Genomic DNA, 25,363 nt, shown 5'->3' with positions numbered 1-25,363 from the left:
ATGCCTGCAGTCCCTTTCGTCCATCTCCATCTCCACAGCGAATACTCGCTCGCCGACTCGACGATCCGGATCGGCGAGCTGGTCAAGCGCTGCGTCGCGCTTTCGCAGCCCGCGGTCGCGCTGACGGACCTCGACAACCTCTTCGCCGCGGTCAAGTTCTACAAGGCCGCCGAAGGTGCGGGCCTCAAGCCGATCATCGGCGCCGACGTCGGCCTGGCCGACGGCAACGAGATCGCCTCGCGCATGACGTTGCTGTGCCGCGATCGCGCCGGCTACCTCACGCTCTCGCGCCTGCTGACGCGCGCGTGGATGGAAGGCCATCGCACCGACGGCGTCGCGCTTCGCCCCGAATGGCTGCGCGAGGACAACGGCGGCCTGTTCGCGCTCGCCGGCCGCCAGAGCCTCGCCGGCCGGTTGGCGACGAGCAACCGCCATGAACTCGCCGAAGCCTGGCTGATGGACTGGCGCGGCGTGTTCGGCGAGCGGCTGCACCTGGAACTCACCCGTACCGGGCGCGAAGGCGAGGACGCGTTCAACGCGTTTGCGCTGCATGCGTCCAGCAAGCGTTCGCTGCCGGTGATCGCCAGCAACGACGTGCGCTTTATCGACGCCGAAGGCTTCGACGCGCACGAAGCGCGCGTGTGCATCGCCTCCGGCCGCGTGCTGGACGATCCCAAGCGCCCGAAGGACTACAGCGCCGAGCAGTTCCTGAAATCGTCGGAGGAGATGCAGGCGCTGTTCGCCGACGTCCCCGATGCGATCGACAATGCGTTCGCGCTCGCCACGCGCTGCAACGTCGAGATGAAGCTCGGCGAGTACGCGCTGCCGGCCTTTCCGGTGCCGAGCGAACACACCATCGAAAGCTGGCTGCGCGGCACCGCGCGGGAGGGCTTGGACAAGCGGCTGCAGAAGAATCCGCTCGCGCCGGGCAAGACGCGCGAGGACTACGAAGCGCGCCTGGACGTCGAGCTGGACGTCATCATCAAGATGGGGTTCCCCGGCTACTTCCTGATCGTGGCGGACTTCATCAACTGGGCGAAGGACCACGACATCCCCGTCGGCCCGGGCCGCGGTTCGGGTGCCGGTTCGCTGGTCGCGTGGGCGCTGGGCATCACCGACCTGGACCCGCTGCCGTACGACCTGCTGTTCGAGCGGTTCCTCAACCCCGAACGCGTGTCGATGCCCGACTTCGACATCGACTTCTGCATGGACCGCCGCGACGAGGTCATCGACTACGTCGCGCGCAAGTACGGGCGCGACCGCGTCTCGCAGATCATCACCTACGGCACCATGGCCGCGAAGGCCGTGGTGCGCGACACCGGTCGCGTGCTCGGCCATCCGTACGGCTTCGTCGACGGCATCGCGAAGCTCATCCCGAACACGCTCGGCATCGGCCTGGACGATGCGATGGGCGAGTCGGAGGCGTCGAAGCAGGATCCGACGCTCGCCTCCTCCGACCTCATCCAGCGGTACCACGCCGAGGAGGACGTGCGCGACCTGATGGACCTGGCGCGCAGCCTGGAAGACCTCACGCGTAACGCCGGCAAGCACGCCGGCGGCGTGGTGATCGCGCCGAGCCCGTTGTCCGACTTCTGCCCGCTGTTCGCCGAACACGACGGCGAGGGCCGCGGGCGCAATCCGGTCACGCAGTTCGACAAGGACGACGTCGAAGCGGTCGGCCTGGTGAAGTTCGACTTCCTCGGCCTGCGCACGCTGACGATCATCGACTGGGCGGTGAAGGCGATCAACAAGCGCCTGGCCGACGCCGCGGCCAAGGGCATCGATGCCGGCCCGGCGATGCACTACACATTCAAGGACGCGCCCACGCCGCAGTTCGACATCACGTCGCTGCCGCTGGACGACAAGCTCAGCTACGAGCTGTTCGCACGTGGCGACACGGTCGCGGTGTTCCAGTTCGAATCCCGCGGCATGCGCGAGCTGCTCAAGCGCGCCAGGCCCGACACGTTCGAAGACATCATCGCGCTCGCCGCGCTGTTCCGTCCCGGCCCGCTGGGCTCGGGGATGGATCGCGAATGGGTCGATCGCAAGCACGGAAACACCGAGGTCACCTACCCGCACGAATCGCTGGAGCCGGTGCTGTCGCCGACCTACGGCGTCATCGTGTACCAGGAACAGGTGATGCAGATCGCGCAGGTGCTGGCGGGCTACACGCTCGGCGGCGCCGACATGCTGCGTCGCGCGATGGGCAAGAAGAAGCCCGAGGAGATGGCGAAGGAACGCGCCAAGTTCGAAGCCGGTTGCGCCGAGCGCGGCATCCCGCCGAAGACCGCCACGCCGATCTTCGACCTGATGGAGAAGTTCGCCGAGTACGGCTTCAACAAATCGCACTCGGCGGCGTACGCGCTGGTGGCCTACCAGACCGCGTGGCTGAAGGTGCACTACCCGGCCGAATTCATGGCCGCGGTGCTCTCCTCGGACATGGACAACACCGAGAAGGTCACCAGCTTCCTCGACGAATGCCGCGTGATGGGCCTGACGGTGCTGCCGCCGGACGTGGACGCGTCGGCGTACATGTTCGAGGCGAAGGATGCGACCACGATCCGCTACGGCCTGGGCGCGGTGAAGGGCGTCGGCCGCGGCGCGTGCGAGGCGATCGTCGAAGCGCGACGTGCGGGCGAGTTCGCCGACCTGCTGGATTTCTGCAAGCGCGTGGACAGCGGCAAGCTCAACCGCCGCGCGCTCGAAGCGCTGACGTACGCCGGCGCGCTCGACAAGCTCGGCAAGAACCGCGCGAGCCTCATGCTGCAGTTGCCGGAAGTGCTCAAGGCCACCGACCAGCTGGCGAAGGAGCGCGAAGCGGGCCAGGTGTCGTTGTTCGGCGGCTTCGAAACGGCGGCGCCGGCGCTGCATCTGGACCTGCCCGAAACCGACGAGTGGCCGCTGACGCAGATCCTGCACGGCGAGCGCGAAACGCTCGGCCATTACCTCAGTGGCCATCCGTTCGATCCGTATCGCGACGAGGTCCGCGGCCTGATCGGCAACGACCTCAGCGGCCTGGAGAAGATCTGGGAAAACCGTCCGGAACAGCGCGGCAGCTGGCGCCAGGAAGTCGAGACGATCGTCGCCGGCCTCGTCGTGGGCCTGCGCAAGAAGGGCGACAGCCAGATGTTCGTGCAGATCGAGGACGGTCGCGGCCGCCTGGAATGCGCGTTCTTCAACGAGAGCTATAGCGAGTTCGCCCAGCTTCTGGTGCGCGACCGCCTGCTGGTGATACAGGGCGGCCTGCGCGAGGACAGCTTCAGTGGCGGCTTCGCGCTGCGTGCCTCGCGTTGCTGGAGTTTCGAACAGATCTGCGAGAAGCACGCACAGCGCCTGATGCTGCGCCTGGACCTCCGCGAGCCGGGCACGATGCAGCGCGTGGACGCGCTGCTGTCGTCGTTCCGCCCCGGTTCCACCCCGATCCGCATGGACCTGCTGGTGCGCCGCGGCGCCGCCGGCTCGCTCGACCTCAACGGCACGCAGTCGATCCGCGCCGACGCCGAACTCGCCGCACGCCTGCGCGCCACGCCGGGCGTACGCGCGGTGAAGCTCGCGCTGTCGAAGCCCTGGGCGAATTGATCGAAGCCTTTCGCTTCTGAGCCCACCTTCTACGGGAGATGCGGTGCATTAGCCCCTCTCCCTGCGGGAGAGGGGCTGGGGTGAGGGGCAACGGAGCGTCGGCGTTGAGTCGTCGTTGCAGTGAAGCGCTACGGTGTCGCTCTGCTGACTCATGTCGCGCAGATCAAGATGGATTCCAGCTTCCGCTGGAATGACGATGCAAGTGCGCGGATCGCCTATCGGCCTGGATCCCGGCTTTCGCCGGGATGACGGGATCGGGGGGCTGACGCAGTAGAGCCCCTCTCCCATCGGGAGAGGGGTTGGGGTGAGGGGCAACGGAGCTGCGGCGTTGAACCGTCGTTGCAGTGAAACGCTGCGCTGTTTCGTCTACCCGGCGCGATTGCGCGTTGACGATGCAAGTGCGCTGATCCGCTATCGGCCTGGATCCCGGCTTTCGCCGGGATGACGGTTGAAAGGAAGCGCGTACGAAGACGTCAACGCACCACTTCCACCTTCCAGTCACGAACCGCGTCGACAACGTCCAACGTCAGCGTCTTTGCGGCGGCGTCGTACTTCCAGCCAGCCACTGCAACACCATTCACCCGCACCGAAGCAGGCCGCTGCGCCACGCCGAACATCGTCACGCGCACCGCCTTCCACCACGGCGCGAACCCGCTGTGCTCCACATGCGCGCTCAACGTCGTCGATGACTTAGCAACCTCGCATGCATACCCCACGCGGAGGAACTTCCCTTCGCGATACGCAAAGCTCTCGCCGTCATCCTGATAAAGCGAACCGCGACATTCGGACGAACCCGCATCCGGCAGATACACCTGTAGCTCCAGCGGGCCCTTCGGCGTTTCGCCCGTGTGCTGCACCAGCGCCTGCATCGGCACGATCGCGCCCGCCCGCGCGTACAGCGGCGTTCCCGACGGACGAGGATCGAGCTTCATCGGCGTCTTCGCAGCCACGTAGCGCTGCGATGTACCGAACGCGTACCACCCACCCGGCGGCAGCGACACCGGATGCGCATCCAGCCGTTCGTCCACCACCGGCGCGACGAACAGATCGCCGCCAAAAAGGAAATCGCGGTCGTTGCCGTAGAACGCTTCGGCGTCGGGCCAACGCAGGAACACCGGTCGCATGATCGGCATGCCCGTGCGCGCGTTCTCTTCCGCCGCTGTGTACAGGTACGGCATCAGGCGATAGCGCAGTTCGATGGCGTCCCGGCGCAGCGCTTCGTGTTTCGGCCCGTCCACCCATGCTTCATGCGGGCGCGTGTCGGTCGCGGCGTGGTTGCGGAACACGGGATTGAACGCGCCCAGCTGGAACCAGCGCGTCAGCAGGTCCGGCGGCGGCGAGCCGATGAAACCGCCGATGTCGTCGCCCGACATCGCCATGCCCGACAGCCCCAGGCTCAACAGGTTCGGCGTGCTCTGCGCGAGGTGGAACCAGCTCGCGGTGTTGTCGCCGGTCCACGTTGCCGCGTAACGCTGCGCGCCCGCGTATGCCGCGCGCGTGAGCACGAACGGGCGCTGCGTCGGCTGCAGCTTCAATAGGCCCTCGTAGGTCGCGCGCGCATTGAGCATGCCGTAGACGTTGTGGATCGCGCGGTGGTCGCGCGTGGTGCCATCGTCCATGCGGTGCACGGCATCGAGCGACATCGTGTTGCCGGGCACGTTGAAGACCGACGGCTCGTTCATGTCGTTCCAGTAACCGGCGGCGCCCATCGCGGCGAAATCGCGATAGAGCCCGCCCCACCAGTCGCGCACGCGCGTCAGCGTGAAATCCGGGAACACCGAATCGCCCGGCCACACTTCGCCGATGTAGAGCGAGCCGTCCGGATTGCGGATGAACGCGTCGCTCCGCATGCCCGAATCGAACGCCGCGTAGCCGTTGTCGGGATCGTGCTTGATGTGCAGGTCGGTGATGAGCACCGTGCGCAGCCCGTCCTTGCGCAGGTCGTCGATCATCTTCTCGAAGGTCGGGAATTGCGCGCGGTCGACGGTGAACGGCGCGTAGCCCTTCTGGTAGTCGATGTCGAGATAGATCGCATCGCTGGGGATGCGATGGTCGCGAAGCTGCTTCGCGATCTCGCGCACCTTCGATTCGGGGTGATAGGTATAGCGCGACTGCTGGAATCCCAGCGTCCACAGCGGCGGCAGCGGCGTGCGACCGGTCAGCGCGGTGTAGCGCTCGATGACCTGCGCGGGCTGCGGGCCGGCGATGAAGTAGTAATCCAGCGGCCCGTCTTCGGCGCCGAAGGACAGCGTGCCATCCGATTCCTTGCCGAAATCGAAGCTGCTGCGATGCACGTTGTCGAAGAACACGCCGTACGCGACGCCGCCGCGCAGGCCGATGAAGAACGGGATCGACTTGTACAGCGGATCGGTCGTGCCCTGCCATCCGTACGATTCGCTGTTCCACATCGCGAACGCGCGACCGCGGCGATCCAGCGGTCCGGCCTTGTCGCCGAGGCCGTAGTAATGCTCGTCGGCCGGCATCGACTTCCACACGCGCACGCGCGTGCCGTGCTCGCCGGGCAGCCACGCCATCGGCAGCGACGCGTCGTCGGCAAGCAGCGCGCGGCCGGTGTCATCGACGAAATCCACGCGCAACGGCGAGCGATGGACGACGGCGACGACGCCATCGGCCCGCACGCGAACGGCGTCGCGGGTTTCATCGATCGTCACCTTCGCCGGTTCGGCGGCCTGCACCACGGCCCAGGAGGCATCGCCGTCGGCCTTTCCATCCGGTGCTAGGCGGACACGGAACACGCCGTCCGCGTGGACGCTGACCTGCAGGCGCGCTGGACCGCTATGCACGACGATGCCGTCGGCGCGGCGTTCGATGCGGCCGGCATCGCCCAGGTGACGCCAACCGCCGGCATGGGCCGGTCCCGCCACCGCGAACACGAGCGCGACTGCCAGCGCCCAGGACATCGCCTTCATCCGTGTCTCCCCTCGAACCCGAGCCCGGATTCAAGCACGCGGGTCGCGGGGCGGCCCGATGAAGACGTTTTCAATGGCCGCAGGGCGGTTTTCGCCCGGGTTCCATACTGGCAACACACCTCTCGGTACGGTCACCCGGCCTCGGCTAGACTGTCCCACTTTCCGGCCACCGGCCCGAGCATGAATCCGAACTACCTCGACTTCGAGCAGCCCATCGCCGACCTGGAAGCCAAGATCCAGGAACTGCGCCACGCCAGCAACGCCCCGGCGGTGGACGTGGACGCCGAAGTGCATGCGCTGCAGGACAAGCTGCGCATCCGCACTGCCCAGATCTTCCGCGACCTCTCGCCTTGGCAGGTCTCGCAGCTGGCCCGCCACCCCGCGCGCCCGTACACCAACGACTACATCCGCGTGATGTGCGACGAGTTCCAGGAACTCGCGGGCGATCGCGCGTTTGCCGACGACGCCGCCATCGTCGGTGGCCTCGGCCGCATCAATGGCCGCAGCGTGGTGATCATCGGCCACCAGAAGGGCCGCGACACCAAGAGCAAGATCAAGCGCAATTTCGGCATGCCGCGCCCGGAGGGCTACCGCAAGGCGCTGCGGCTGATGAAGCTGGCCGAACGTTTCCGCCTGCCGATCCTCACCTTCATCGACACCCCCGGCGCCTACCCGGGCGTGGGCGCGGAAGAGCGCGGCCAGTCCGAAGCCATCGCCCGCAACCTGCTGGAAATGAGCGAGCTGAAGGTCCCGGTGATCTGCACCGTGATCGGCGAAGGCGGCTCCGGTGGCGCGCTCGCCATCGGCGTCGGCGATCGCACGCTGATGCTGGAATACAGCACGTACTCGGTGATCTCGCCGGAAGGCTGCGCGTCGATCCTGTGGAAGGACGCCGCCAAGGCGAAGGACGCCGCCGAACAGCTCGGCCTCACCGCCAAGCGCCTGCTCGGCCTGGGCCTGGTCGACAAGATCGTGCGCGAGCCCATCGGCGGCGCGCATCGCAATCCGAAGCAGATGGCCACGCGCCTGAAGGCCGTGCTGATGAACGAACTCGACATGCTCGAGTCGTTGCCGGTCGAGGATCTGCTCGAGCGCCGCTACCAGCGCCTGCGCAGCTATGGGGCGTACGAGGCGGCGTAAGCCCGCTGATTGCCCGCGGTTTTGAGCCCCTCTCCCTGCGGGAGAGGGGTTGGGGTGAGGGTCGGGACGTGCGACGCGCTGGCGCTCGCAGTGCACTCGATCGCTGCTTCTTGATGCCGGAAGATCACAATGGATTCCAGCGTCCGCTGGAATGACGGTGAGTTGATTCACCGTCACGAGAGTGCCCTTGACTTACGGGCCTGGATCCCGGCTTTCGCCGGGATGACGTTCATTCGAGTCGATGCTCGCTCGTCCGCAACACTCGTTACCTCAAAGCCCACTCACCACGCCCGCAAATACTGCTCCGGCCCGTGCAGTTCGCCGGACAGTTCCTTCGCCGCACGGCGCGGGAAATACGGATCGCGCAGCAGTTCGCGCGCGATGAGCACCACGTCCGCATCGCCTTCCTCGACGATCGTCTCGGCGTGGTCGGATTTCGTGATCAGCCCCACCGCGCCGGTCGCGATGCCCGCTTCCTTGCGGATGCGCGTGGCGAACGGCACCTGGTAGCCGGCGTGCAGCGGGATCTTCGCGCCGGGCGCGAGGCCGCCGGTGGACACGTCGATCAGATCGATGCCGCGATCCTTCACGATGCGCGCCAGCTCGACGCTTTCCTCGATGTCCCAGCCGCCTTCGATCCAGTCCGTCGCCGACACGCGCAGCCATAGCGGCAGGCGCTCCGGCCACACCTTGCGCACCGCGTCGATCACTTCCAGCAGCAGGCGGATGCGGTTGTCGAACGAACCGCCGTACTCGTCGCTGCGGTGGTTCGACAGCGGCGACAGGAACTGGTGCAGCAGGTAGCCGTGCGCCGCGTGGATCTCGGCGATCTGGAATCCCGCCGCCTTCGCGCGCCACGCGGCGCAGGCGAAATCGTCGACGACGTTGCGTAGCTCGCCCGCATTGAGCGCGCGCGGGACCAGCGAGGTTTCGCTGAAGGCCACGGCGCTCGGCGCGACCGGTGTCCAGCCGCCATCGTCGGGCGTCACGGCGATGCCGCCCAGCCACGGCGGCGCGGTGCTGGCCTTGCGACCGGCATGTGCGAGCTGGATGCCCGGCACCGTGCCCTGCGCCGCGACGAAGCGCGTGATGCGCGACCACGCTTCGGCCTGGTGGTCGTTCCACAGTCCGGTGTCGGCGGGCGAAATGCGGCCTTCGGCCGACACCGCGCTGGCCTCGGCGATGATCGCGCCCGCGCCGCCCACCGCGCGGCTGCCCAGGTGCACCAGGTGCCAGTCGTTGGGCACGCCGTCGACCGCGGAGTACTGGCACATCGGCGCCACCACGAGGCGATTGCGCAAGGTGAGCGCGCGTTGTTCGAACGGGGTGAAAAGCCGGGACACGACGGACTCCTGCAAAGCGAAACGGGGGATGGAGGCATGGTGCGACGGCGTGGCGCGCGATGCAGCCCCATCGATGGGTTGCTGCATTCCACGACCATGGCACCATCGCGCGATGCCCGCCGCGCCCGCCACCGCCCTGCACGACCTCCCGGCGGCGCCGCTGTGCGTGGGCTACAGCGGCGGTCTCGATTCCACGGTGCTGGTGCACCTGCTGGCGAGCTCGCGCCCCGCGCATGGCCTGCGTGCGATCCACATCCACCACGGGCTTCACCCCGACGCGGACCGCTGGAGCACGCATTGCGAAGCCGCCTGCGCCGCGCTCGGCGTTGAGCTGACGGTCATCCGCGTGAAGGTCGCCGCGACAGGTGCCGGCCCCGAGGCGGCTGCGCGCGACGCGCGCCATGCAGCGTTCGCCTCCGCACTCGCAAGCGATGAAGTGCTCGCACTCGCGCACCATCGCGACGACCAGGCGGAGACTTTCCTGCTACGCGCCCTGCGTGCGTCCGGCCCCGACGGCCTCGCGGCGATGCGTCGCTGGCGCACGTTCGGACGCGGCCGGCTGTGGCGGCCGCTGCTCGACATCGATCGCGATGCGCTGCTCGCTTATGCCCACGCGCACGGGCTCGCCTGGATCGACGACCCCAGCAATGCCGATACCGCCTTCGACCGCAATTTCCTGCGCACGCGGGTGATGCCGCTACTGCGCGAACGCTGGCCGCACGTGTCGGAGGCGCTGGCGCGGTCGGCGGCGTTGTGCGACCAGGCCGACGCGCTGCTCGACGACGAGGACGCGCTGACATTCGCGAACGTCGGCCTGAGCGATCCGCGTTGCCTCTCGCGCATGGGCCTGCTTGCGCTGCCGGAATCGCGACGCGCGCGCGTGCTGCGGCGGTGGATCGATGCGCTGGGTTTGCCTGCGCTGCCGGCGAACGGCATCGAGCGGATCGAGCACGAGATTCTCGACGCGCGCGATGACGCCGAACCGGCCTTCCAGTGGCACGGCGCCGTCGTCCGCGCGTGGCGCGACCTGCTCTTCGCCGACGTGGCGAGAGCGCCGCTGCCGGCCGACTGGCATGCCGAATGGGACGGCCGCGCGCCGCTGGCGCTTCCCGGTGGCGACGTGCTGGCCCTCGACGGCACCGATGGCTTCGACACACCGCTGCGCGTGCATGCGCGCCAGGGCGGCGAACGCCTCATGCGTGCGGGCCGCTCGCATTCGCATGCGCTCAAGCAGGTGCTGCAGGAACTTGGCGTCCCGCCGTGGGAGCGCGAGCGCCTGCCGCTGCTCAGCGGCGGCGACGGCGAGCTCCTCGCGGCAGGCGACCTCGTCCATTCGGCCGGCTTCGATGCCTGGCTCCGCGGGCGTGGTGCGCGCCTGGCCTGGCGTCGCCAAGGCGAGATGCACGCCGCAACCGCCCGCGACGGCAATTGACCCCCGCCGGGGCGGGTCGCAAACTTCCCGCATGCCCCGTACACCCGCCCAAGACGACGCGCCTTCCACCTCGCCGGTGAGCGATTTCGAGCAGTCCCTGGACGCGCTCGAGCAGCTGGTCGAGAAGATGGAACACGGCGAGATGAGCCTGGAAGACTCGCTGGCCGCGTACGAGCGCGGCGTCGGCCTGTACCGCCGCTGCCAGAGCGCGCTGGAAGAGGCCGAACTGCGCGTGCGCCTGCTCAGCGACCCGCAGAATCCCGCCTCCGGCGAGCCCTTCTCCGCGCAGGACGCCGGCTCGTCGAACCGCGGCGATGTCTGACCTCGCGCGCTGGCGCGAACGCGCCGACGCCGCGCTGCAACGTGCCCTGCCCGACCCGCATTCGCCGCCGCAACGCCTGCACGCGGCGATGCGGCACGCCGTACTGCTGGGCGGCAAGCGCATGCGGCCGCTGCTGGTGTACGCGGCCGGTTCGGCCTTCGGCGTCTCAGTGGACACGCTGGACGCGCCGGCCGTCGCGGTTGAGCTGATCCACGCCTATTCCCTCGTCCACGACGACCTGCCCGCCATGGATGACGACGCGCTGCGCCGCGGCCAGCCGACGGTGCACGTCGCCTTCGACGAAGCCACGGCGGTGCTCGCGGGCGATGCGCTACAGTCGCTCGCTTTCGAAGTGCTGGCCGATGCCGACGTCGGCGCGACGACGCGCGTGGACCTGCTGCGCACCCTCGCACGCGCGTCCGGGGCCGCCGGCATGTGCGGCGGCCAGGCGCTGGACCTCGCGGCGACGGGCAATGGCAGCTCGCTGTCGGTGCATGCGCTGGAAGAACTGCATTCGCTCAAGACCGGCGCGCTGATCCGCGCCGCGGTACGCATGGGCGCGCTGTGCGGCGGCGCCTCGGCCGAAGAACTCGCCGCGCTGGATCGTTATGCCGCCGCGCTTGGCCTTGCGTTCCAGGTACGCGACGACATCCTCGACATCGAAGGCGACAGCGCGACGCTCGGCAAGACCGCCGGCAAGGACGTGGCGCAGGACAAGGCGACGTTCCCTGCGTTGATCGGACTGGATGCGTCGCGCGCACGCCTGGACGAGTTGCGCCGTGCGATGGATGACGCGCTGTCGCCGCTCGGCGAGCGTGCGAATGCGCTGGCGGCGCTGGGGCGGATGGCGATCGAACGGGATCGCTGAGCCGTTTGTTGTGTTGCTTGTTTGCGGCGCTTTTGTCGTGTGAGATGCCGCCGAGTTCGCGCTGTCTGAACAGCAAGATCAACAGCTTCCGCTCGTGAACGAGCGGGTTACTTTTGTTTTGGCAAAAGTAACCAAAACCATCCGCTCCTGACGCGAGCCGCCGCTACGCGGCGGTGCCCTGCGCTCCTCGCCGGAAAAGGGACGTCGCCCGAACGGACCTCGCCACATCCATGTGGCGAGCCTGCGCCTTTGCGCAGGCGCCTGCGGCGGTCCAAATCGTTCCAGACGATTTGTCGCTACGCTGCGCTTCGCTCAGACAGCGGGCGACTCTTCGCCCTTTTCCGACTCCGGTGCTCGGCTCGCTTTAAGTCGCTGGAAGGGCAAAAGCACAAGCAAAGGCAAAGGCAAAGGCAAGCAAAAACCGAAAAGCCATCGGCTCTTGCTGTTGCTGTCGAACAGCCTGTTCGTCGCTGGCCCCGGAGGGCGCCGCACAGGATGTGCGGCGGTGAGCGCTGAGCCATGGATGGCGAATCGCGAACGCGCCCTTTCTCCCTCCGGTCGTGGGACTGGGTTGGACTTGTACGCACTTCCTTTGGGTTACTTTTCTTTGTGCGAGCAAAGAAAAGTGACCCGAGCGCCGCAGGCGATCGGAAGCTTGGCTCGTGATTCTTCTTTGCTTTGCCGGGCTACGGGTAAAGCATGGAACGTCCCTGGATTCCCGCCTTCGCGGGAATGACGATCAAGAGCAATCGCAGCGGCAGCGGCAGCGGCAAGATCAAAGTGGATTCCAGCTTTCGCTGGAATGACGGTAGTGTGGTTCACCCCTCGTCGGATTGCCCCGAAAGTTACGGGCCTGGGTCCCGGCTTTCGCCGGGATGACGATCAACTTCAAGTGCGATGCGCTCCAACGAAGCGCAAACAAAACGCCCGCTTCGTCGAAGCGGGGCGTTTCGCGTTGTGCGTTCGGGATTACGAAACGACGAGCGTCGTTACTTCACCAGCCGCAGCGTGAAGGGATAACGGTACGTCACTCCATCGTTGGCCTTGATCGCCGCGATGATCGCGAATACCAGCCATGCGATGCCGATGACGAACCACGCCGGGATCGCGATCAGCAGGCCGATGCCCAGTGTCACGAACACCAGCACCGCCAGCGCGAAGAAGACGATCGCCACGGTGATGTTGAAGTTGAGCGCTTCCTTCGCCTGGTCATCGACGAAGGGCATGGTGTCCTTCTTCACCAGCCAGATGATCAGCGGGCCGAGGAACGTGCCCCAGCCGCCGACGCCGGAGGTCAGCACCGCGCCGGCGATCGCCGACAGGTGCGCGAACATCGCCCACTGACGCTGGTCGGACGACACGCCACTGGGATGTTCGGCCGACGGCGGCGGCGGTGGCGTGGAGGTCTGGCCGGGGTCGATCGGGTTCTCGCTCATCGCTTGCTCCGGATTTCCTAAAGGGGACCTGAACCACTTTCCTTCGCGATGCCGGGCAGGTCAAGCAAAGCCGCCTGGAAGCGTCCGATTACTCGCTGGCGTCGGACTCGCCCGCCACCGTCATGCGGCCGATCAGGATCGAGCCGGTGCGCACGTGCGAACGCGGATCCACGTCGGTGCCGACGGCTTCGATCGCCGCGAACATCGACTTCAGGTTGCCGGCGACGGTGATGCCGTCGACCGGGTACTGGATCTGCCCGTTCTCGACCCAGTAGCCGCCCGCGCCGCGCGAATAATCGCCGGTGACGTTGTTCACGCCCTGCCCCATGAGTTCGGTGACGAGCAGGCCGCGGCCCATTCCGCGCAGCAGCGATTCCTGGTCGCCCGAATTCGCGGCGACCTGCAGGTTGTGCACGCCGCCGGCGTTGGCGGTGGTCTGCAGGCCGAGCTTGCGCGCGGAATAGCTGCCGAGGATGTAACGCTGCAGCACGCCGGCGGTGACCAGCGGCGCTTCGCGCGTGGCCACGCCTTCGGCATCGAACGACGCGGAACGGAAACCGCGCGGCAGGAACGGGAGTTCCTCGATGCCGAACCAGTCGGGGAACAGCTGCTGGCCGGCGCTGTCGACGAGGAAGCTCGCGCGGCGGTACAGCGCGCCGCCGGACACCGCGCCGAGCAGGTGGCCGATCAGCGAACGCGCCATCTCCGCCGAATACAGCACCGGATACTCGCCGGTCGGCACCTGGCGCGGGGCGAGGCGCGACGCCGCGCGTTCTGCGGCCTTGCGTCCGATGGACGCGGCCGGTTCCAGGTCGTCCGCCGACAGGCCGATGCTGTACCAGCCATCGCGCTGCATCCCGTCGCCGCGGCCGGCGATCAGCGCGCAGCCGATGCTGTGCTGCGTGCTGCGCTCGCGCCCGACGAAGCCGTGCGAGTTCGCGTACACGCTGATGCTCTCGCCGGTGCCGACAGAGGCGCCGTCGGAATTCTCGATGCGGCGATCCGAGTCGCGGCCGGCCTGTTCGCAGGCGAGCGCGAGGTCCAGCGCGCGGTCGGCGTCGATGATCCACGGATGCCAGGAATCGAACTCGCGCAGGTCCGTCGCCATCAGCGAAGCGTCGGCCAGGCCAGCGGCCGCGTCGTCTTCGGTGTGCCGCGCGATCGCGCAGGCCTGCTCGACCGTCGCGTCGAGGCTTTCCTCGCGCAGGTCGGCAGTGCTGGCGCTGCCCTTGCGCTGGCCGAAGTAGACAGTGACGGAGATGCCGCGGTCGCGCGTGGACTCGACGGTCTCGACCTCGCCCATGCGGACGTTGACGTTGAGGCCGGATTCCTCCGAGCACGACACCTCCGCCTGCGTGGCGCCGCGCGCGCGGGCGCTGTCCAGCAGGCGCTGGGACAGCCCGGCGAGCGCGTCCAGGCGCGCGTGGCTGTCGCCGAGCGAGGCGGCGTAGGCGGGCAAATTCTGGGAAACGATCTGGCTCAAGTGGTGATCCTTGTCGAAGGCGATCCGGCGCGGAAGGGGGGCGGCTGAACGCGGATTTCGCGCGATGTGTGCTTTATCCGTGGTCATCCGCGAAAATCCGCGTCCGACAGTTCTTTTTGCAGCAGGTGCGCCATGCGCGGTAGAGACGAGGAAACCGGGGAATTCTTCAGCCCCAGTCGCAGCCAGAACCGGCGCGAGGCGCTCGAGGTGCTGGCGCTGGGCGAAAAGCTGGTCGCCCTGACCGAGGCCCAGCTGGCCAAGCTCCCGGTGCCGGACTCGCTGCTGCCGCACATCCGCGAAGCCAAGCGAATCACCGCGCACATCGCGCACAAGCGCCAGCTGGCGTTCCTGGCCAAGCAGATGCGCCGCGAGGACGACGAGGTGCTGGAGGCGATCCGCGACGCGCTCGACGAGGACGGCGAGGCCGCGCGGCGCGAAGTCGCGGCGATGCACCGCGTGGAAGCCTGGCGCGAGCGCCTGCTCGCCGACGGCGACGCCGCGCTGGCGCAGCTGCTCGACGAATACCCGACCGCCGACCGCCAGCACCTGCGCGCGCTCGTGCGCAGCGCGCTGGACGAACGCCGCAAGAACAAGCCGCCGCGCGCGTTCCGCGAGTTGTACCGGGCGCTGCGCGAGTTGATCGTGGGTGGCACGACGGGCGATGACGACGTCGAGGATGCGGACGAGTCGTTCGAGGACGAGGAGCGCTGAAATCCTGAAGCCCGGGTGCGCTGCGCCTGCCCGGGCTGCAACGGTGTCCGGTTGTCGCTCCAGAATCACGCCTGCGTACCGCCCACCGTCAGTTGGTCGATCAGCAGCGACGGCTGGCCCACGCCCACGGGCACGCTCTGGCCGTCCTTGCCGCACACGCCCACGCCTTCGTCGAGCGCGAGGTCGTGGCCGATCATCTTCACGCGCTGCATGGTTTCAGGACCGTTGCCGATCAGCGTGGCGCCCTTCACCGGCGCGGTGATCTTTCCGTCTTCGATCAGGTACGCCTCGGTGGCCGAGAACACGTACTTGCCGTTGGTGATGTCCACCTGCCCGCCGCCGAAATTCACCGCGTACAGGCCCTTCTTCACCGATCGGATCATGTCTTCCGGGTCGTCCTTGCCGGCGAGCATGTAGGTGTTGGTCATGCGCGGCATGGGCAGGTGCGCGAAGGACTCGCGACGGCCGTTGCCCGTGGGCGCCATGCCCATCAGGCGCGCGTTGAGCGTGTCCTGCATGTAGCCCACGAGCACGCCGTCCTCGATGAGCGTCGTGCAGTTGGTCGAGGTGCCTTCGTCGTCGACGTTGAGCGAACCGCGACGTCCCGGCAGCGTGCCGTCGTCGACGATGGTCACGCCCGGCGAGGCGACGCGCTGGCCGAGGCGGCCGGCGTACGTCGACGTGCCCTTGCGGTTGAAATCGCCTTCCAGGCCGTGGCCGACCGCTTCATGCAGCAGCACGCCGGTCCAGCCGTTGCCGAGCACCACCGGCATCACGCCGGCCGGCGCGTCGACGGCTTCCAGGTTCACCAGCGCCACGCGCAGCGCTTCGCGCGCGAGCGTCTCGGGCTTGTCGCCATCGAGCAGTTCGGAATAGCTGTAACGACCGCCGCCGCCGGCATAGCCGCTCTCGCGACGGCCGTTGTGTTCGACGATGACCTGCACGTTCAGGCGCACCAGCGGGCGGACGTCGGCGGCGAGCAGGCCGTCGCTGCGCGCGACGAGGATCGTGTCGACGCCGCCCGACAGCGACACCATCACCTGCCGAACGCGCGGATCGGCCGCGCGCAGCATGCGGTCGATGCGACGCAGCGCTTCGACCTTGGCTTCGTTCGCGTAGCCGTCGATCGGATCTTCCGGCACGTACAGTTCGCGCCCGCCGCCGCGCACCAGCGCGTGCGGCGCCTGCACCGAACCGTCGCGTGCGATGGCGCGCGCCGACTTCGCCGCGGTCAGCAGCGCCTGGGTGTTGATTTCGTCGGAGTAGGAGAAGCCCGTCTTCTCGCCGCTGATCGCGCGCACGCCAACGCCCTGCTCGATCGAATGCGCACCGTCCTTGACGATGCCGTCCTCGACGGTCCAGCTCTCGCGACGGGCGTGCTGGAAATACAGGTCGCCGAAATCCACGCCCGGGCCGAGCAGCGTGCCGAAGGTGCGTTCGAGGCCGCCCGCGTCGAGCCCGGCGGGCAGCAGCAGGCGGTTTTCGGCGATCTGGATGGGAAGGGTCATGCGGGATCTCTGGAAGCGGAACGGGGGCGGCCGCGGGCGCACGGTGCGCGTTTTCAGCCGGGGAAAGCCCCGGGCGGCGGCGGCGGGAGGTCAGGAAGGAGATGGTGGCACAACGAGCCAACGCAACGGGTTCACGGACGAGGCCGGGCGCCGGCATGCGGGAATTCAGGGTTGCAGGGGACTGAAGGCTTGGAGGCCGGGGTGCCGGCGTTCGCCGGGATGACGGGGTCGAGGTGGAGGTGGGGGGAATGCCGGCGTCGCCTACCCGGACGCTGCCGCGGCGGACTCCCCGGCCCGAACGCACGGCGTTCGGGCGTTCGGCGACGCGCGAACCAGTAGTTCGCGAGCAGCGTCGCCTCACCCCTCGGGCGGTGGTTCCGCGGCTTTCGCCTGCCCCGACTGCCCGCTGACCACTTCCACCTTCGGCTCCTTCCACGGGCCGGTGACGCGGTACGTGCGCGAGGCCATCTCGCCGAGGGGCTTCTGCAGGACCGCGTTGGCGGCCGCGCCGATCGCCGCGCCCACTGGACCGGCCGCGATAGCACCGGCCACGGTCAGGAGATTGGCGGCCTTCGGGCGCACTTCGATGGCCTGGTCGAAGGTCTGCGCGCGCAGGTTCGCCTCGCCGCGGATCCCGATCGACGCCGCCGGGCCGTCGATCGACAGGTTGTCGCTGCGCGCCATGCCGCCGGTGAAGTTCACCTTGCCGCCGGCACGGTTGAAGGCGAAGCCCTTGTTGAAGAAGTCGCGGAAATCCAGCATCAGGCGACGCGGAAGCTGCGCGAGGCTCAACAGGCCGAGCACGCGGCCGGCGCCGGGTTCGACTTCCAGCAGGCGGCCGTCGCGGATCTCGGCTTCCAGGCTGCCGTCGAGCGTGGCGACGTTGAACGCCGCCGGGCTTCCCGCCCAGCCGGCCGCGAAGTGCATCGTGCCGACGCCACCACCGAGCTGCTGGCCCATGCCGAAGCCGGCGAGCAGGTTGCCCAGGTCCTGGCTGTCGATCTTCACGTCCAGCTGCGTGCGTGCGCTCGCGCCGCGGCCGTCCCAGTCGCCGCTGGCGTCGATGCGCTGCTTGTCGGTGCGCGTCTGCACCTGCTCGATGCGCATGCCGGTCGCGGTCGGCTGCGTGCGCAGCTTCGCATCGCCCAGGCGTGCGTCGGACACACGCAGGTCGGCGATGTCGATCGTCAGCGGCGGGATCTTCGCGGGGTTGAAATCGTCGTCGGCGGTCGGCGCGGACGGTGGCGGCGTCGGCAAACCGGCCGGCGGCGCCGGGCGCTTCGGCGCGCGCCAGTACATGCGGTCGAAACGGCCGGCGATCGTCGCGCCATCGCCGGCGGGAATCAGCACCGCACCCTCCAGCGCGGCGCCTTCGGCCTGCACGGCGGTCGCGCCGTTCGCGGCAGGAACGACGACCAGGTGTGTTTCCGGGAACACGCCGCCCAGCAGGTTCAATTTCTGCGCGGTGACGTCGATGCGTTGCAGCGCGAGGCCATCGCCACCGCTGCCGCCTTCCAGCAGCGCGATCCAGTCGATCGCGTCGAGTTCCGCCGCACGTCCCGTCGCGACGAGACCGCGCGCGGGCGGCACGTCGTCGACGCGGTTGGTGCCCAGCGCGAGACGTACGCCGGTCTGGCTCTTGCCGGCCGCGTCGGTGACGCTGCGCGCGCGCACCGCGATGACGTTGCCGAGGTTCACGCGGATGTCGCCGCTGCCCATCGGCAAGGGCGTTTCCACCGACGTGGCGAGCGATTCGCTCGCGGCCTTCTTCAATGGCTCCGGAAGCGTGAGCGCGGTGCCGACGAGGTTGGTCTGCAATTGCAGCAACGTCGGCGCGGTCTTGCCGGGCGCGGCCTTGGGAATGGCGATGCCGACGGTCCATGCCGAACGCCCATCGACGTGCGGTTTCAGCCAGGCCAGTTCCGGCGCGCGATCGAGCAGTTCCTTCGCCGACATCTGCGCGTCCAGGCCCGCTTCGAACACGTTGGTCTTGTCGCGTACGAAGTCGTTGCCGGCGCGCAGCGAGAGCGCGCCGGGCTGGCCTTCGTGCAGCACCTTCAGACCGTCGGCGCGGAAGCCGCCACGCGCGTATTCGGCCTTGCCGCTGACCTGTTCGAAGGCGAGCTTCCAGCGCGGGTCGGCGAGCTTCGCCTTGTCCAGCTGCACCGTGCCCTTGATCGCCGTCTGCTGGTTCGGACGCAGCGGCATGTCCATGTCGAAGCCGACGCGGGCCGGGCCGCTGGCGACGATGTTCTTCAGCGTGTCGGCGTTTTCCTTCTGCAGCGGACTGTGCCGCAGCAGGTTCACCAGTGCCGCGGCGTCGGCATTGCCCTGCGCCTGCACGGTGAGGTCGCCGTCCCGGTAGTGGTCGATGGCCGCGCGGATCTGGGGGATCGCGACATCCCCGATGCGGCCGTGTCCCTGCACCGTGAAACCGTCGGCGATGAACGCGACGTCCGCGTCGAGGCCCTCCACGGCCGGCCAGTCGGGCTGGAACTTCACGATGGCGCCTTCGAGTTTCGCCGTCGCTTCGAACAGGCCATTGCGATCGCGGAACGGCCAGTCGTCCAGGTCGCCCGAGACGACCGCGTGCCCGTCGTGCAGGCGACCGCCGACAAGCGCCGAATCGAGCCACGAGACGACCTTGGGCGCCATGAGATGGCGGATCCAGAAGCCCTTCGCGACCGGCACCTGCGCTTCGTCGATGTCGGCGGCCAGATCGATGCGCGGACGCGAACCGTCGCCCTGCCACCACAAGCCACCGCGTGCGCGCACACCGAAGCCCTGCCCCTTCACGTGGAGATCCGGCGTGCCGATGCGCCAGCCCGCACCTTCGCGCCAGCCGCCGATCGAACCCTGCAGCGAGACGGTGTGCACGACGCCGAAGCCGCGCGGCCAGTCGAAACGCATCGGCGATGCTGGATCGAACTGCAACGAGAAGCCATCGGCATCGCCGAGGAACTGGCCAGCCAGGCCGCTCAGGCCCGGCGCATTGCCGACCGCGTCGAAACCGAACGCGCCGATGCGCGCCTGCGCGCGCAGCGCGCCGCCGCGCACGCCGGTCACTTCGACGTCCTGCAGCGACGCGCGCGGACGCGTGTTGTGCAGCCACGTGCGCAGGCCGGGATCGAGGCGATCGCTGAGCGAGGCCGCGGTGAGCAGCGGGCCGGCATCGATGCGATTGGCGAGCAGCGCATAGCGCGCGCCGCCGGCGACGACGAGGCCATCGAGTGTCTGCGCATCGTTGCCGGTCTGGATGCGCAGCGTCTTCGCGTCGGCGCGCCAGCCGCCGTCGATGACACGCCAGCGCGCCAGCGCCGCGACGCGCGCGAACTGGACACGCGGGATCGCGCCGCCGGCGAGCGGCGCACCGCGCAGGCCGACGCGATCAAGTGCGACGTCGGCGGTCACCTGCGTGATGCGGTGGTCGCGCAGTTCGGCCCACGCTTCGGCGCGACCTTCACCGGATTCGCTGCCGACGCCGGCTACCTGCAGCAGCGGCGCCCAGGCGGACAGGTCGGCACGACGCGCGCCGATGTACGCGCGGCCGTCGCCTTTCACGCGATCGAAGTCGAGCACCGTGTCCAGCGGAGAAGACGCCGCACCGGCGACGTTCACGCTCGGCCACGCACGGACGCCGGCACGTACGCGCGGGCCGTCCACGCGCAGGCGCAGGTTGATGCGCGGCACGTGCGCGTCGATGCCGAGGTTCGGCGCGATGACCGTGATCTTGCCGTCGATGACCTGCAGCTCGCCGAGGCCTTCGAGCGCGGCGAATGGATCATTCTGCTGCGGCTGCTCCTGTCCCGGGAGGCCGCGCACCTGCCAGCGGCCGTCGGCGGCGCGTTCGAGCGTCAGGTCGAGCCCGCGCAGGCGCAATTCGGAAAACGCGTGACCCGGCAGCAGGCCGGCATACACAGACACCAGCATTTCCGTGTCGCCCACCGTGAACGCCTGCTTGCCCGCGCCGATGCGCAGGTTGTCCAGTCGCAGCAGCGGGCCGCGGCGCGTCCAGGCGGTTTCCACGCGATCGAACGTCACCGGTCGCCCGGCACGCTCGCTCAGCCACGCGGCGACGCGCTGCGGATTGCTCTCCGCCAGTGGCAGCACCTGGCTCGCCACGGCCAGCACCAGCGCGATCAGCACCAGCGAGAGCGCGACTAGATAGCCCAGTCCGCGACGGGCGATGCGCATGCGGCGGCGCAACGGGGTGGGCATGGCGGTCAGCTACGGTCCAGGCGGGATGAACGGAAACGGGAAAACGGTTCAGCCGCGCGATCCGCCAGGGCGGACGCGCGGGCACGGGCAGGCACACGGCGGACGCCATTGTCCAACCCGTTCCGCCAACACAGCGTTACCGACCTCTCCCCTGCCCCTGCCCCGCCGTGGAACTCACAGCAGGACGACATCGAACTGCTCCTGCGCGTACTGGTCGTCCGCCTGGAAGCGGATCGACTTGCCCAGGAATTCCTCCAGTTCCGCCACCGCCGCCGATTCCTCGTCGGTAATGCGGGCCACGACCTTCGACGAGGCGATCACCATCAGCCGCGGCGCGTCGAACTGGCGCACCTGGCGGACGATGTCGCGGAAGATCTCGTAGGTCACCGTTTCCGGCGTCTTCAGCGTGCCGCGGCCGCCGCATTCGTGGCAGGGCTCGCAGAGCTGGCGCTCCAGGCTCTCGGTGGTGCGCTTGCGCGTCATTTCCACCAGGCCCAGCGGCGAGAACTCGTACACCGTGGTCTTGGCGTGGTCGCGCGCGAGCGACTTCTCCAGCTGACGCAACACCTGCCGCTTGTGCTCGGCGTCGGTCATGTCGATGAAGTCGATGATGATGATGCCGCCGAGGTTGCGAAGGCGCAGCTGGCGCGCGACGGACTGCGCGGCTTCGAGGTTGGTGCGGTACACCGTCTCCTCGAGGTTGCGCTGGCCGAGGAAGGAACCGGTGTTGATGTCCACCGTCGTCATCGCCTCGGTCTGGTCGATCACCAGGTAGCCGCCGGACTTCAACGGCACTTCCTTGTCGAGGGCACGCTGGATTTCGTCCTCGACGCCGTACAGGTCGAAGATCGGACGCGCACCGGTGTAGTGCTCGATCTTCTCGTCGAGCCCGGGCATGTACTGCGCGGCGAACACACGCAGGCGCTCGCAGGTCTCGCGCGAATCCACGCGCACCTTTTCCACATCCTTGCGCATCAGGTCGCGTACGGCGCGCAGCGGCAGGTTCAGATCTTCGTACACGCGTTCGCCGACGCGCGCATTGCGGGCGCGTTCCTCGATCAGCCCCCACACGCGGCCGAGGTAGGCGACGTCCTCGGCGAGCTGCTCTTCCGGCTGGCCCTCGGCGTTGGTGCGCACGATGTAGCCGTGGCCGTCGCCCGACGGCGACAGCGAGGTGATGTGCGTCTTCAGGCGCGCGCGTTCGCCTTCGTCCTCGATGCGCGCCGACACGCCGACCACGCGCGTGCGCGGCAACAGCACGAGATAGCGCGAGGGGATGCTCAGCTGCGTGGTGAGTCGCGCGCCCTTGCTGCCGATGGGATCCTTCACGACCTGTACGACGATTTCCTGCCCTTCGCGCAGCAGTTCGGCGATGGGCCGCGTCGGCGTGGGCGGGAGCGGCGCGTCCTCGCCGGCGCCGTCGCCTTCGGCGACCGGCGTGGGCTTGACGATGTCGGCCGCGTGCAGGAACGCCGCGCGCTCCAGCCCGATGTCGACGAACGCCGCCTGCATGCCGGGCATCACGCGCTGCACTCGGCCCTTGTAGATGTTGCCCACCACGCCGCGACGCCAGCCGCGTTCGATGTGCAGCTCCTGCAGCATGCCGTTCTCGACGACGGCGACGCGCGTTTCGCGCGGGGTGACATTTACGAGGATCTCTTCGCTCATGCGGCAGCTCCCCGGTCGTTGTTCCATGGCACGAAGGAAGACGGACAAACGCGGATCGATTCGGCCATGTCGGTGGAAATGCGGGTGTGGTTCAAGGGTTCCGGACGGCGTTGGCGCGGCATCGCAACGTCGTCCGTCATCGGCTGGCATCCGCGGTTTCCGGTTCGGGAACGCCGTCGTCGAGCAGGCCGAACTCGCGCAGCAACGTGGCGGTTTCGTACAGCGGCAACCCCATCACGCCGGAGTAGCTGCCCGACAGCCGCACGGTGAAGGCCTCGGCCAGCCCCTGGATCGCGTACGCCCCGGCGCGGCCGTGCGGCTCGCCGCTGGCCACGTAGGCGTCGATCTGCGCGGACGTCAGCTCGGCGAAGGTGACGTCGGACTTCGACACGGCATGCAGCTCGCGCCCCGCCGAAACGAGGTACACGGCCGAGATGACCTGGTGCGTGCGGCCGGCCAATCGACGCAGCATCGACGCGGCATCTGCATCATCGGCGGGCTTTCCGAAGACCTCGCCGTCCAGGACGACTTCGGTATCGGACCCCAGCACGATGGCCGACGGGTTGCCGACCACGTGCAGCAGGCCGGCGCCGGCTTTCTCGCGCGCGACGCGGCGCACGTAGTCCTCGGCGGGTTCGCCGGGCTGCGGGTGTTCGGGGATGTCGATGTCGAGAAGGCCGAATTCCGAACCCGGCCGGCCCGACAGGAGCCGGCCCAGCAATTCGCGACGACGTGGTGATTTGGAGGCGAGATACAGCATGTCGGGAAGCATAACCCGCGCTGACTGGGCCACAGAGTCGCGGCATCATCCTCAACCCTGACCGGGCTCACGGATCGTTCACCGGATCACCAAGAACCTGAGGGTCGTCGCAGACGGCCCTTCCCACCCAAGGAGTTGTCATGCCCCAGAAGTCCCCGCGTTTCGCGCTGCGCCCGCTCGTCCTTGCCGCCGCCCTCGCCTTCGGAACCCTGCCTGCCGTGAGCCCCGCCCAGACCACGCCCTACGTCGCCACCGAAGGCACGCTGCTCAACGTGTCGGCGCAGGCCGAGGCGCGCCGCGCGCCGGACATCGCCACGCTGTCCACCGGCGTGGTGACGCAGGCGGCCGACGCCAACGCCGCCATGCGTGCCAATGCCGAGCAGATGGCGAAGGTCGTCGCGGCCATCAAGGCCGCCGGCATCGCCGAGCGCGACGTGCAGACCAGCGGCGTGAACCTCAACCCGCAGTACCAGTACGGCGAGAACCAGCCGCCGAAGGTCACCGGCTACCAGGCGATCAACAACGTCAACATCACCGTGCGCGACATCGCCAAGCTCGGGAAGATCATGGACGCGCTGGTCGCCACCGGCGCCAACCAGATCAACGGCCCGACCTTCGACCTGGACGATGCTAAGAAGGAAGCCGCCTACGACGAGGCCCGTCGTGCGGCGGTCGAGAAGGCACAGGCCCGCGCCGAGATGTACGCCAAGACGCTGGGCAAGAAAGTGCGCCGCATCGTGAGCATCAGCGAAGGCGGCAGCTTCGCCCCGCCGCGCCCGATGCCGATGATGGCGATGAAGGCCATGGATCGCGCCGAATCCACGCCGATCTCACCGGGCGAAAACGTCCTGTCGGTCAATCTGGATGTCGTGTTCGAACTCGGAAACTGACATGCCCCAGTCCGGAAAATCCGCTCCGCCCGCCGCCGACCCCAAGCCCGGCCGCAATCCCGGCTATGCCGAGACCGAGCCGCGCGATCACGGCGACGCGCATTACCCCAAGCGACGCGACAAGCCCAACCCCGACGAGGGCGGGCTGGACCGCGAGGCGGAAACCGGACCGGAACCGGACGAACCGAAGCGCTGATCGGCAGCATCTGTACCCGACGGGCCCGCATTGCGGGCCCGTTTCTTTTGCCCGACCGGGGAGCGTCGCGCTGGATGCGCATTCGCGTTGCAATTTTTCTTGACGAACGAACCCCATCGAACGCCTCCGCACGTTCGAGCCATGGCACACCCCAGGAGGTTCGGCCATGGCACACGCGATCCACTTTCCTGCAAAGGCGCACGAGTCCCTCGACGGCGGCCGCATCGCCGCCAGCACCGGCACGTTGCTGATCAACGGCGCCCTGCTGCTCGCACTGCTGGTCCCAATCTCGCAACGCGTGCTCGACGCGCCCAGGCCCGAGGACGACGCGATCACCATCGTCCAGTTGCCGAAACTCATGCCGATTCCTCCGCCGGTGGTGGTCGAGCCCGTGGAGATCACGCGCAAGCCGCCGATGCCCACAACAAGGCCATCGCCGCAGACGCACCCTGTCGTCGCGCAGATCGAGCAGCCGGTGGCCGATGCGCAACCTGGCGACATCGCGATCGACGCGGCGGACATCGCGGTCGACGAAGGCACCACGACGGTCGAACCCGCCACGTCGTCCTCCATCGCGCAACTCCAGGCGCTGCGTGCACCGCCGCCGACCTACCCCGCCGAAGCGATGCGCGCCGGCCTGAGCGGCACGGTCGAACTCGAAATCCTCGTCGGCACTGACGGCCGTGCACTCGACGTCCGTATCGTGCGCAGCAGCGGCCATCGCGTGCTCGACCAAGCCGCGCGCCGCACGGTGTTGTCGAAGTGGACCTTCGTCCCGGCGATGCGCGATGGACGCGCGGTGGAGGCGCTGGGTCGGCTTCCGATCGAGTTCAAGCTGTAGGAAACCGCGCGGCGTAGTGTCGGAAAACTCTTAGCGAT

Annotated in this window: 17 protein-coding genes; 9 read left to right on the top strand and 8 right to left on the bottom strand. The window is 68.4% G+C overall.

Features of this window, described 5'->3' with window-relative positions; genetic code table 11:
* Positions 1 to 3,579, top strand: a complete 3,579-nt coding sequence (gene dnaE / locus ABIE51_RS06845; RefSeq protein WP_192630158.1) for a DNA polymerase III subunit alpha — start codon at positions 1 to 3, stop codon at positions 3,577 to 3,579.
* Positions 3,580 to 4,052: 473 nt separating this feature from the next.
* Here the strand turns inward: dnaE and ABIE51_RS06840 are convergent, their stop codons facing one another.
* Positions 4,053 to 6,509: a glycoside hydrolase family 31 protein gene (locus tag ABIE51_RS06840; protein ID WP_192630157.1), complete on the bottom strand. Its 2,457-nt coding sequence runs from the start codon at positions 6,507 to 6,509 to the stop codon at positions 4,053 to 4,055.
* A gap of 180 nt (positions 6,510 to 6,689) precedes the next feature.
* Here ABIE51_RS06840 and ABIE51_RS06835 point away from each other — a divergent pair, with 180 nt between their 5' ends.
* Positions 6,690 to 7,649, top strand: coding sequence for an acetyl-CoA carboxylase carboxyltransferase subunit alpha (locus tag ABIE51_RS06835; protein WP_157029689.1), 960 nt, complete (start codon positions 6,690 to 6,692; stop codon positions 7,647 to 7,649).
* A 281-nt stretch (positions 7,650 to 7,930) separates the two neighbouring features.
* Here the strand turns inward: ABIE51_RS06835 and ABIE51_RS06830 are convergent, their stop codons facing one another.
* Positions 7,931 to 8,992 carry an NADH:flavin oxidoreductase/NADH oxidase gene (locus ABIE51_RS06830; RefSeq protein ID WP_277800967.1) on the bottom strand — a complete coding sequence of 354 codons (1,062 nt, stop codon included), beginning with the start codon at positions 8,990 to 8,992 and terminating at the stop codon, positions 7,931 to 7,933.
* A gap of 112 nt (positions 8,993 to 9,104) precedes the next feature.
* Here ABIE51_RS06830 and tilS point away from each other — a divergent pair, with 112 nt between their 5' ends.
* Genes tilS through ispA form a run of 3 tightly spaced genes read left to right on the top strand, consistent with a single transcriptional unit; the run spans position 9,105 to position 11,614 of the window.
* Complete coding sequence (gene tilS, locus ABIE51_RS06825; RefSeq protein WP_192630155.1) at positions 9,105 to 10,424, top strand: tRNA lysidine(34) synthetase TilS; 1,320 nt, start codon at positions 9,105 to 9,107, stop codon at positions 10,422 to 10,424.
* A gap of 31 nt (positions 10,425 to 10,455) precedes the next feature.
* Positions 10,456 to 10,746 carry an exodeoxyribonuclease VII small subunit gene (locus ABIE51_RS06820; protein ID WP_157029686.1) on the top strand — a complete coding sequence of 97 codons (291 nt, stop codon included), beginning with the start codon at positions 10,456 to 10,458 and terminating at the stop codon, positions 10,744 to 10,746.
* Positions 10,739 to 11,614 (top strand): (2E,6E)-farnesyl diphosphate synthase, encoded by an 876-nt coding sequence (gene ispA, locus ABIE51_RS06815; protein ID WP_192630154.1) that lies wholly within the window; start codon positions 10,739 to 10,741, stop codon positions 11,612 to 11,614. The genes ABIE51_RS06820 and ispA overlap by 8 nt, the downstream gene beginning before the upstream one ends.
* 989 nt (positions 11,615 to 12,603) lie before the next feature.
* Here ispA and ABIE51_RS06810 read toward each other — a convergent pair.
* Both ABIE51_RS06810 and pmbA read right to left on the bottom strand, forming a co-directional pair.
* Positions 12,604 to 13,050, bottom strand: coding sequence for a DUF4870 domain-containing protein (locus ABIE51_RS06810; protein WP_232338539.1), 447 nt, complete (start codon positions 13,048 to 13,050; stop codon positions 12,604 to 12,606).
* An 88-nt stretch (positions 13,051 to 13,138) separates the two neighbouring features.
* Complete coding sequence (gene pmbA, locus ABIE51_RS06805; RefSeq protein ID WP_192631623.1) at positions 13,139 to 14,509, bottom strand: metalloprotease PmbA; 1,371 nt, start codon at positions 14,507 to 14,509, stop codon at positions 13,139 to 13,141.
* A gap of 156 nt (positions 14,510 to 14,665) precedes the next feature.
* Here pmbA and yjgA point away from each other — a divergent pair, with 156 nt between their 5' ends.
* Entirely contained in the window at positions 14,666 to 15,244 is a 579-nt protein-coding gene (yjgA, locus tag ABIE51_RS06800; protein WP_192630153.1) for a ribosome biogenesis factor YjgA, read from the top strand.
* A 65-nt stretch (positions 15,245 to 15,309) separates the two neighbouring features.
* Here the strand turns inward: yjgA and tldD are convergent, their stop codons facing one another.
* The 4 genes from tldD to ABIE51_RS06780 form a co-directional block, all read right to left on the bottom strand.
* On the bottom strand, positions 15,310 to 16,752 hold the full coding sequence (gene tldD, locus ABIE51_RS06795; protein WP_115840853.1) for a metalloprotease TldD: 1,443 nt from the start codon (positions 16,750 to 16,752) through the stop codon (positions 15,310 to 15,312).
* Positions 16,753 to 17,109: 357 nt separating this feature from the next.
* Positions 17,110 to 20,970: a YhdP family protein gene (locus tag ABIE51_RS06790; protein ID WP_192630152.1), complete on the bottom strand. Its 3,861-nt coding sequence runs from the start codon at positions 20,968 to 20,970 to the stop codon at positions 17,110 to 17,112.
* Between the two features lie 174 nt (positions 20,971 to 21,144).
* Positions 21,145 to 22,638, bottom strand: a complete 1,494-nt coding sequence (gene rng / locus ABIE51_RS06785) for a ribonuclease G (protein WP_192630151.1) — start codon at positions 22,636 to 22,638, stop codon at positions 21,145 to 21,147.
* 136 nt (positions 22,639 to 22,774) lie between these two features.
* Positions 22,775 to 23,398 carry a Maf family protein gene (locus ABIE51_RS06780; RefSeq protein ID WP_192630150.1) on the bottom strand — a complete coding sequence of 208 codons (624 nt, stop codon included), beginning with the start codon at positions 23,396 to 23,398 and terminating at the stop codon, positions 22,775 to 22,777.
* Positions 23,399 to 23,538: 140 nt separating this feature from the next.
* Between ABIE51_RS06780 and ABIE51_RS06775 the strand changes: the two genes are divergently transcribed.
* The 3 genes from ABIE51_RS06775 (at position 23,539) to ABIE51_RS06765 (ending at position 25,325) form a co-directional block, all read left to right on the top strand.
* Positions 23,539 to 24,288 carry an SIMPL domain-containing protein gene (locus ABIE51_RS06775; protein ID WP_115840857.1) on the top strand — a complete coding sequence of 250 codons (750 nt, stop codon included), beginning with the start codon at positions 23,539 to 23,541 and terminating at the stop codon, positions 24,286 to 24,288.
* Between the two features lies 1 nt (position 24,289).
* Positions 24,290 to 24,484: a hypothetical protein gene (locus ABIE51_RS06770; protein WP_157029680.1), complete on the top strand. Its 195-nt coding sequence runs from the start codon at positions 24,290 to 24,292 to the stop codon at positions 24,482 to 24,484.
* Between the two features lie 166 nt (positions 24,485 to 24,650).
* Positions 24,651 to 25,325: an energy transducer TonB gene (locus tag ABIE51_RS06765; RefSeq protein WP_192630149.1), complete on the top strand. Its 675-nt coding sequence runs from the start codon at positions 24,651 to 24,653 to the stop codon at positions 25,323 to 25,325.
* Positions 25,326 to 25,363 lie beyond the last annotated feature (38 nt).

It is taken from the genome of Lysobacter sp. OAE881, from assembly GCF_040546665.1.
In the GTDB taxonomy this organism is placed as follows: Bacteria; Pseudomonadota; Gammaproteobacteria; order Xanthomonadales; family Xanthomonadaceae; genus Lysobacter_J; species Lysobacter_J soli.
Note: the sequence above shows the minus strand (reverse complement) of the source record. Positions and strands in the feature narration are given on the sequence as shown.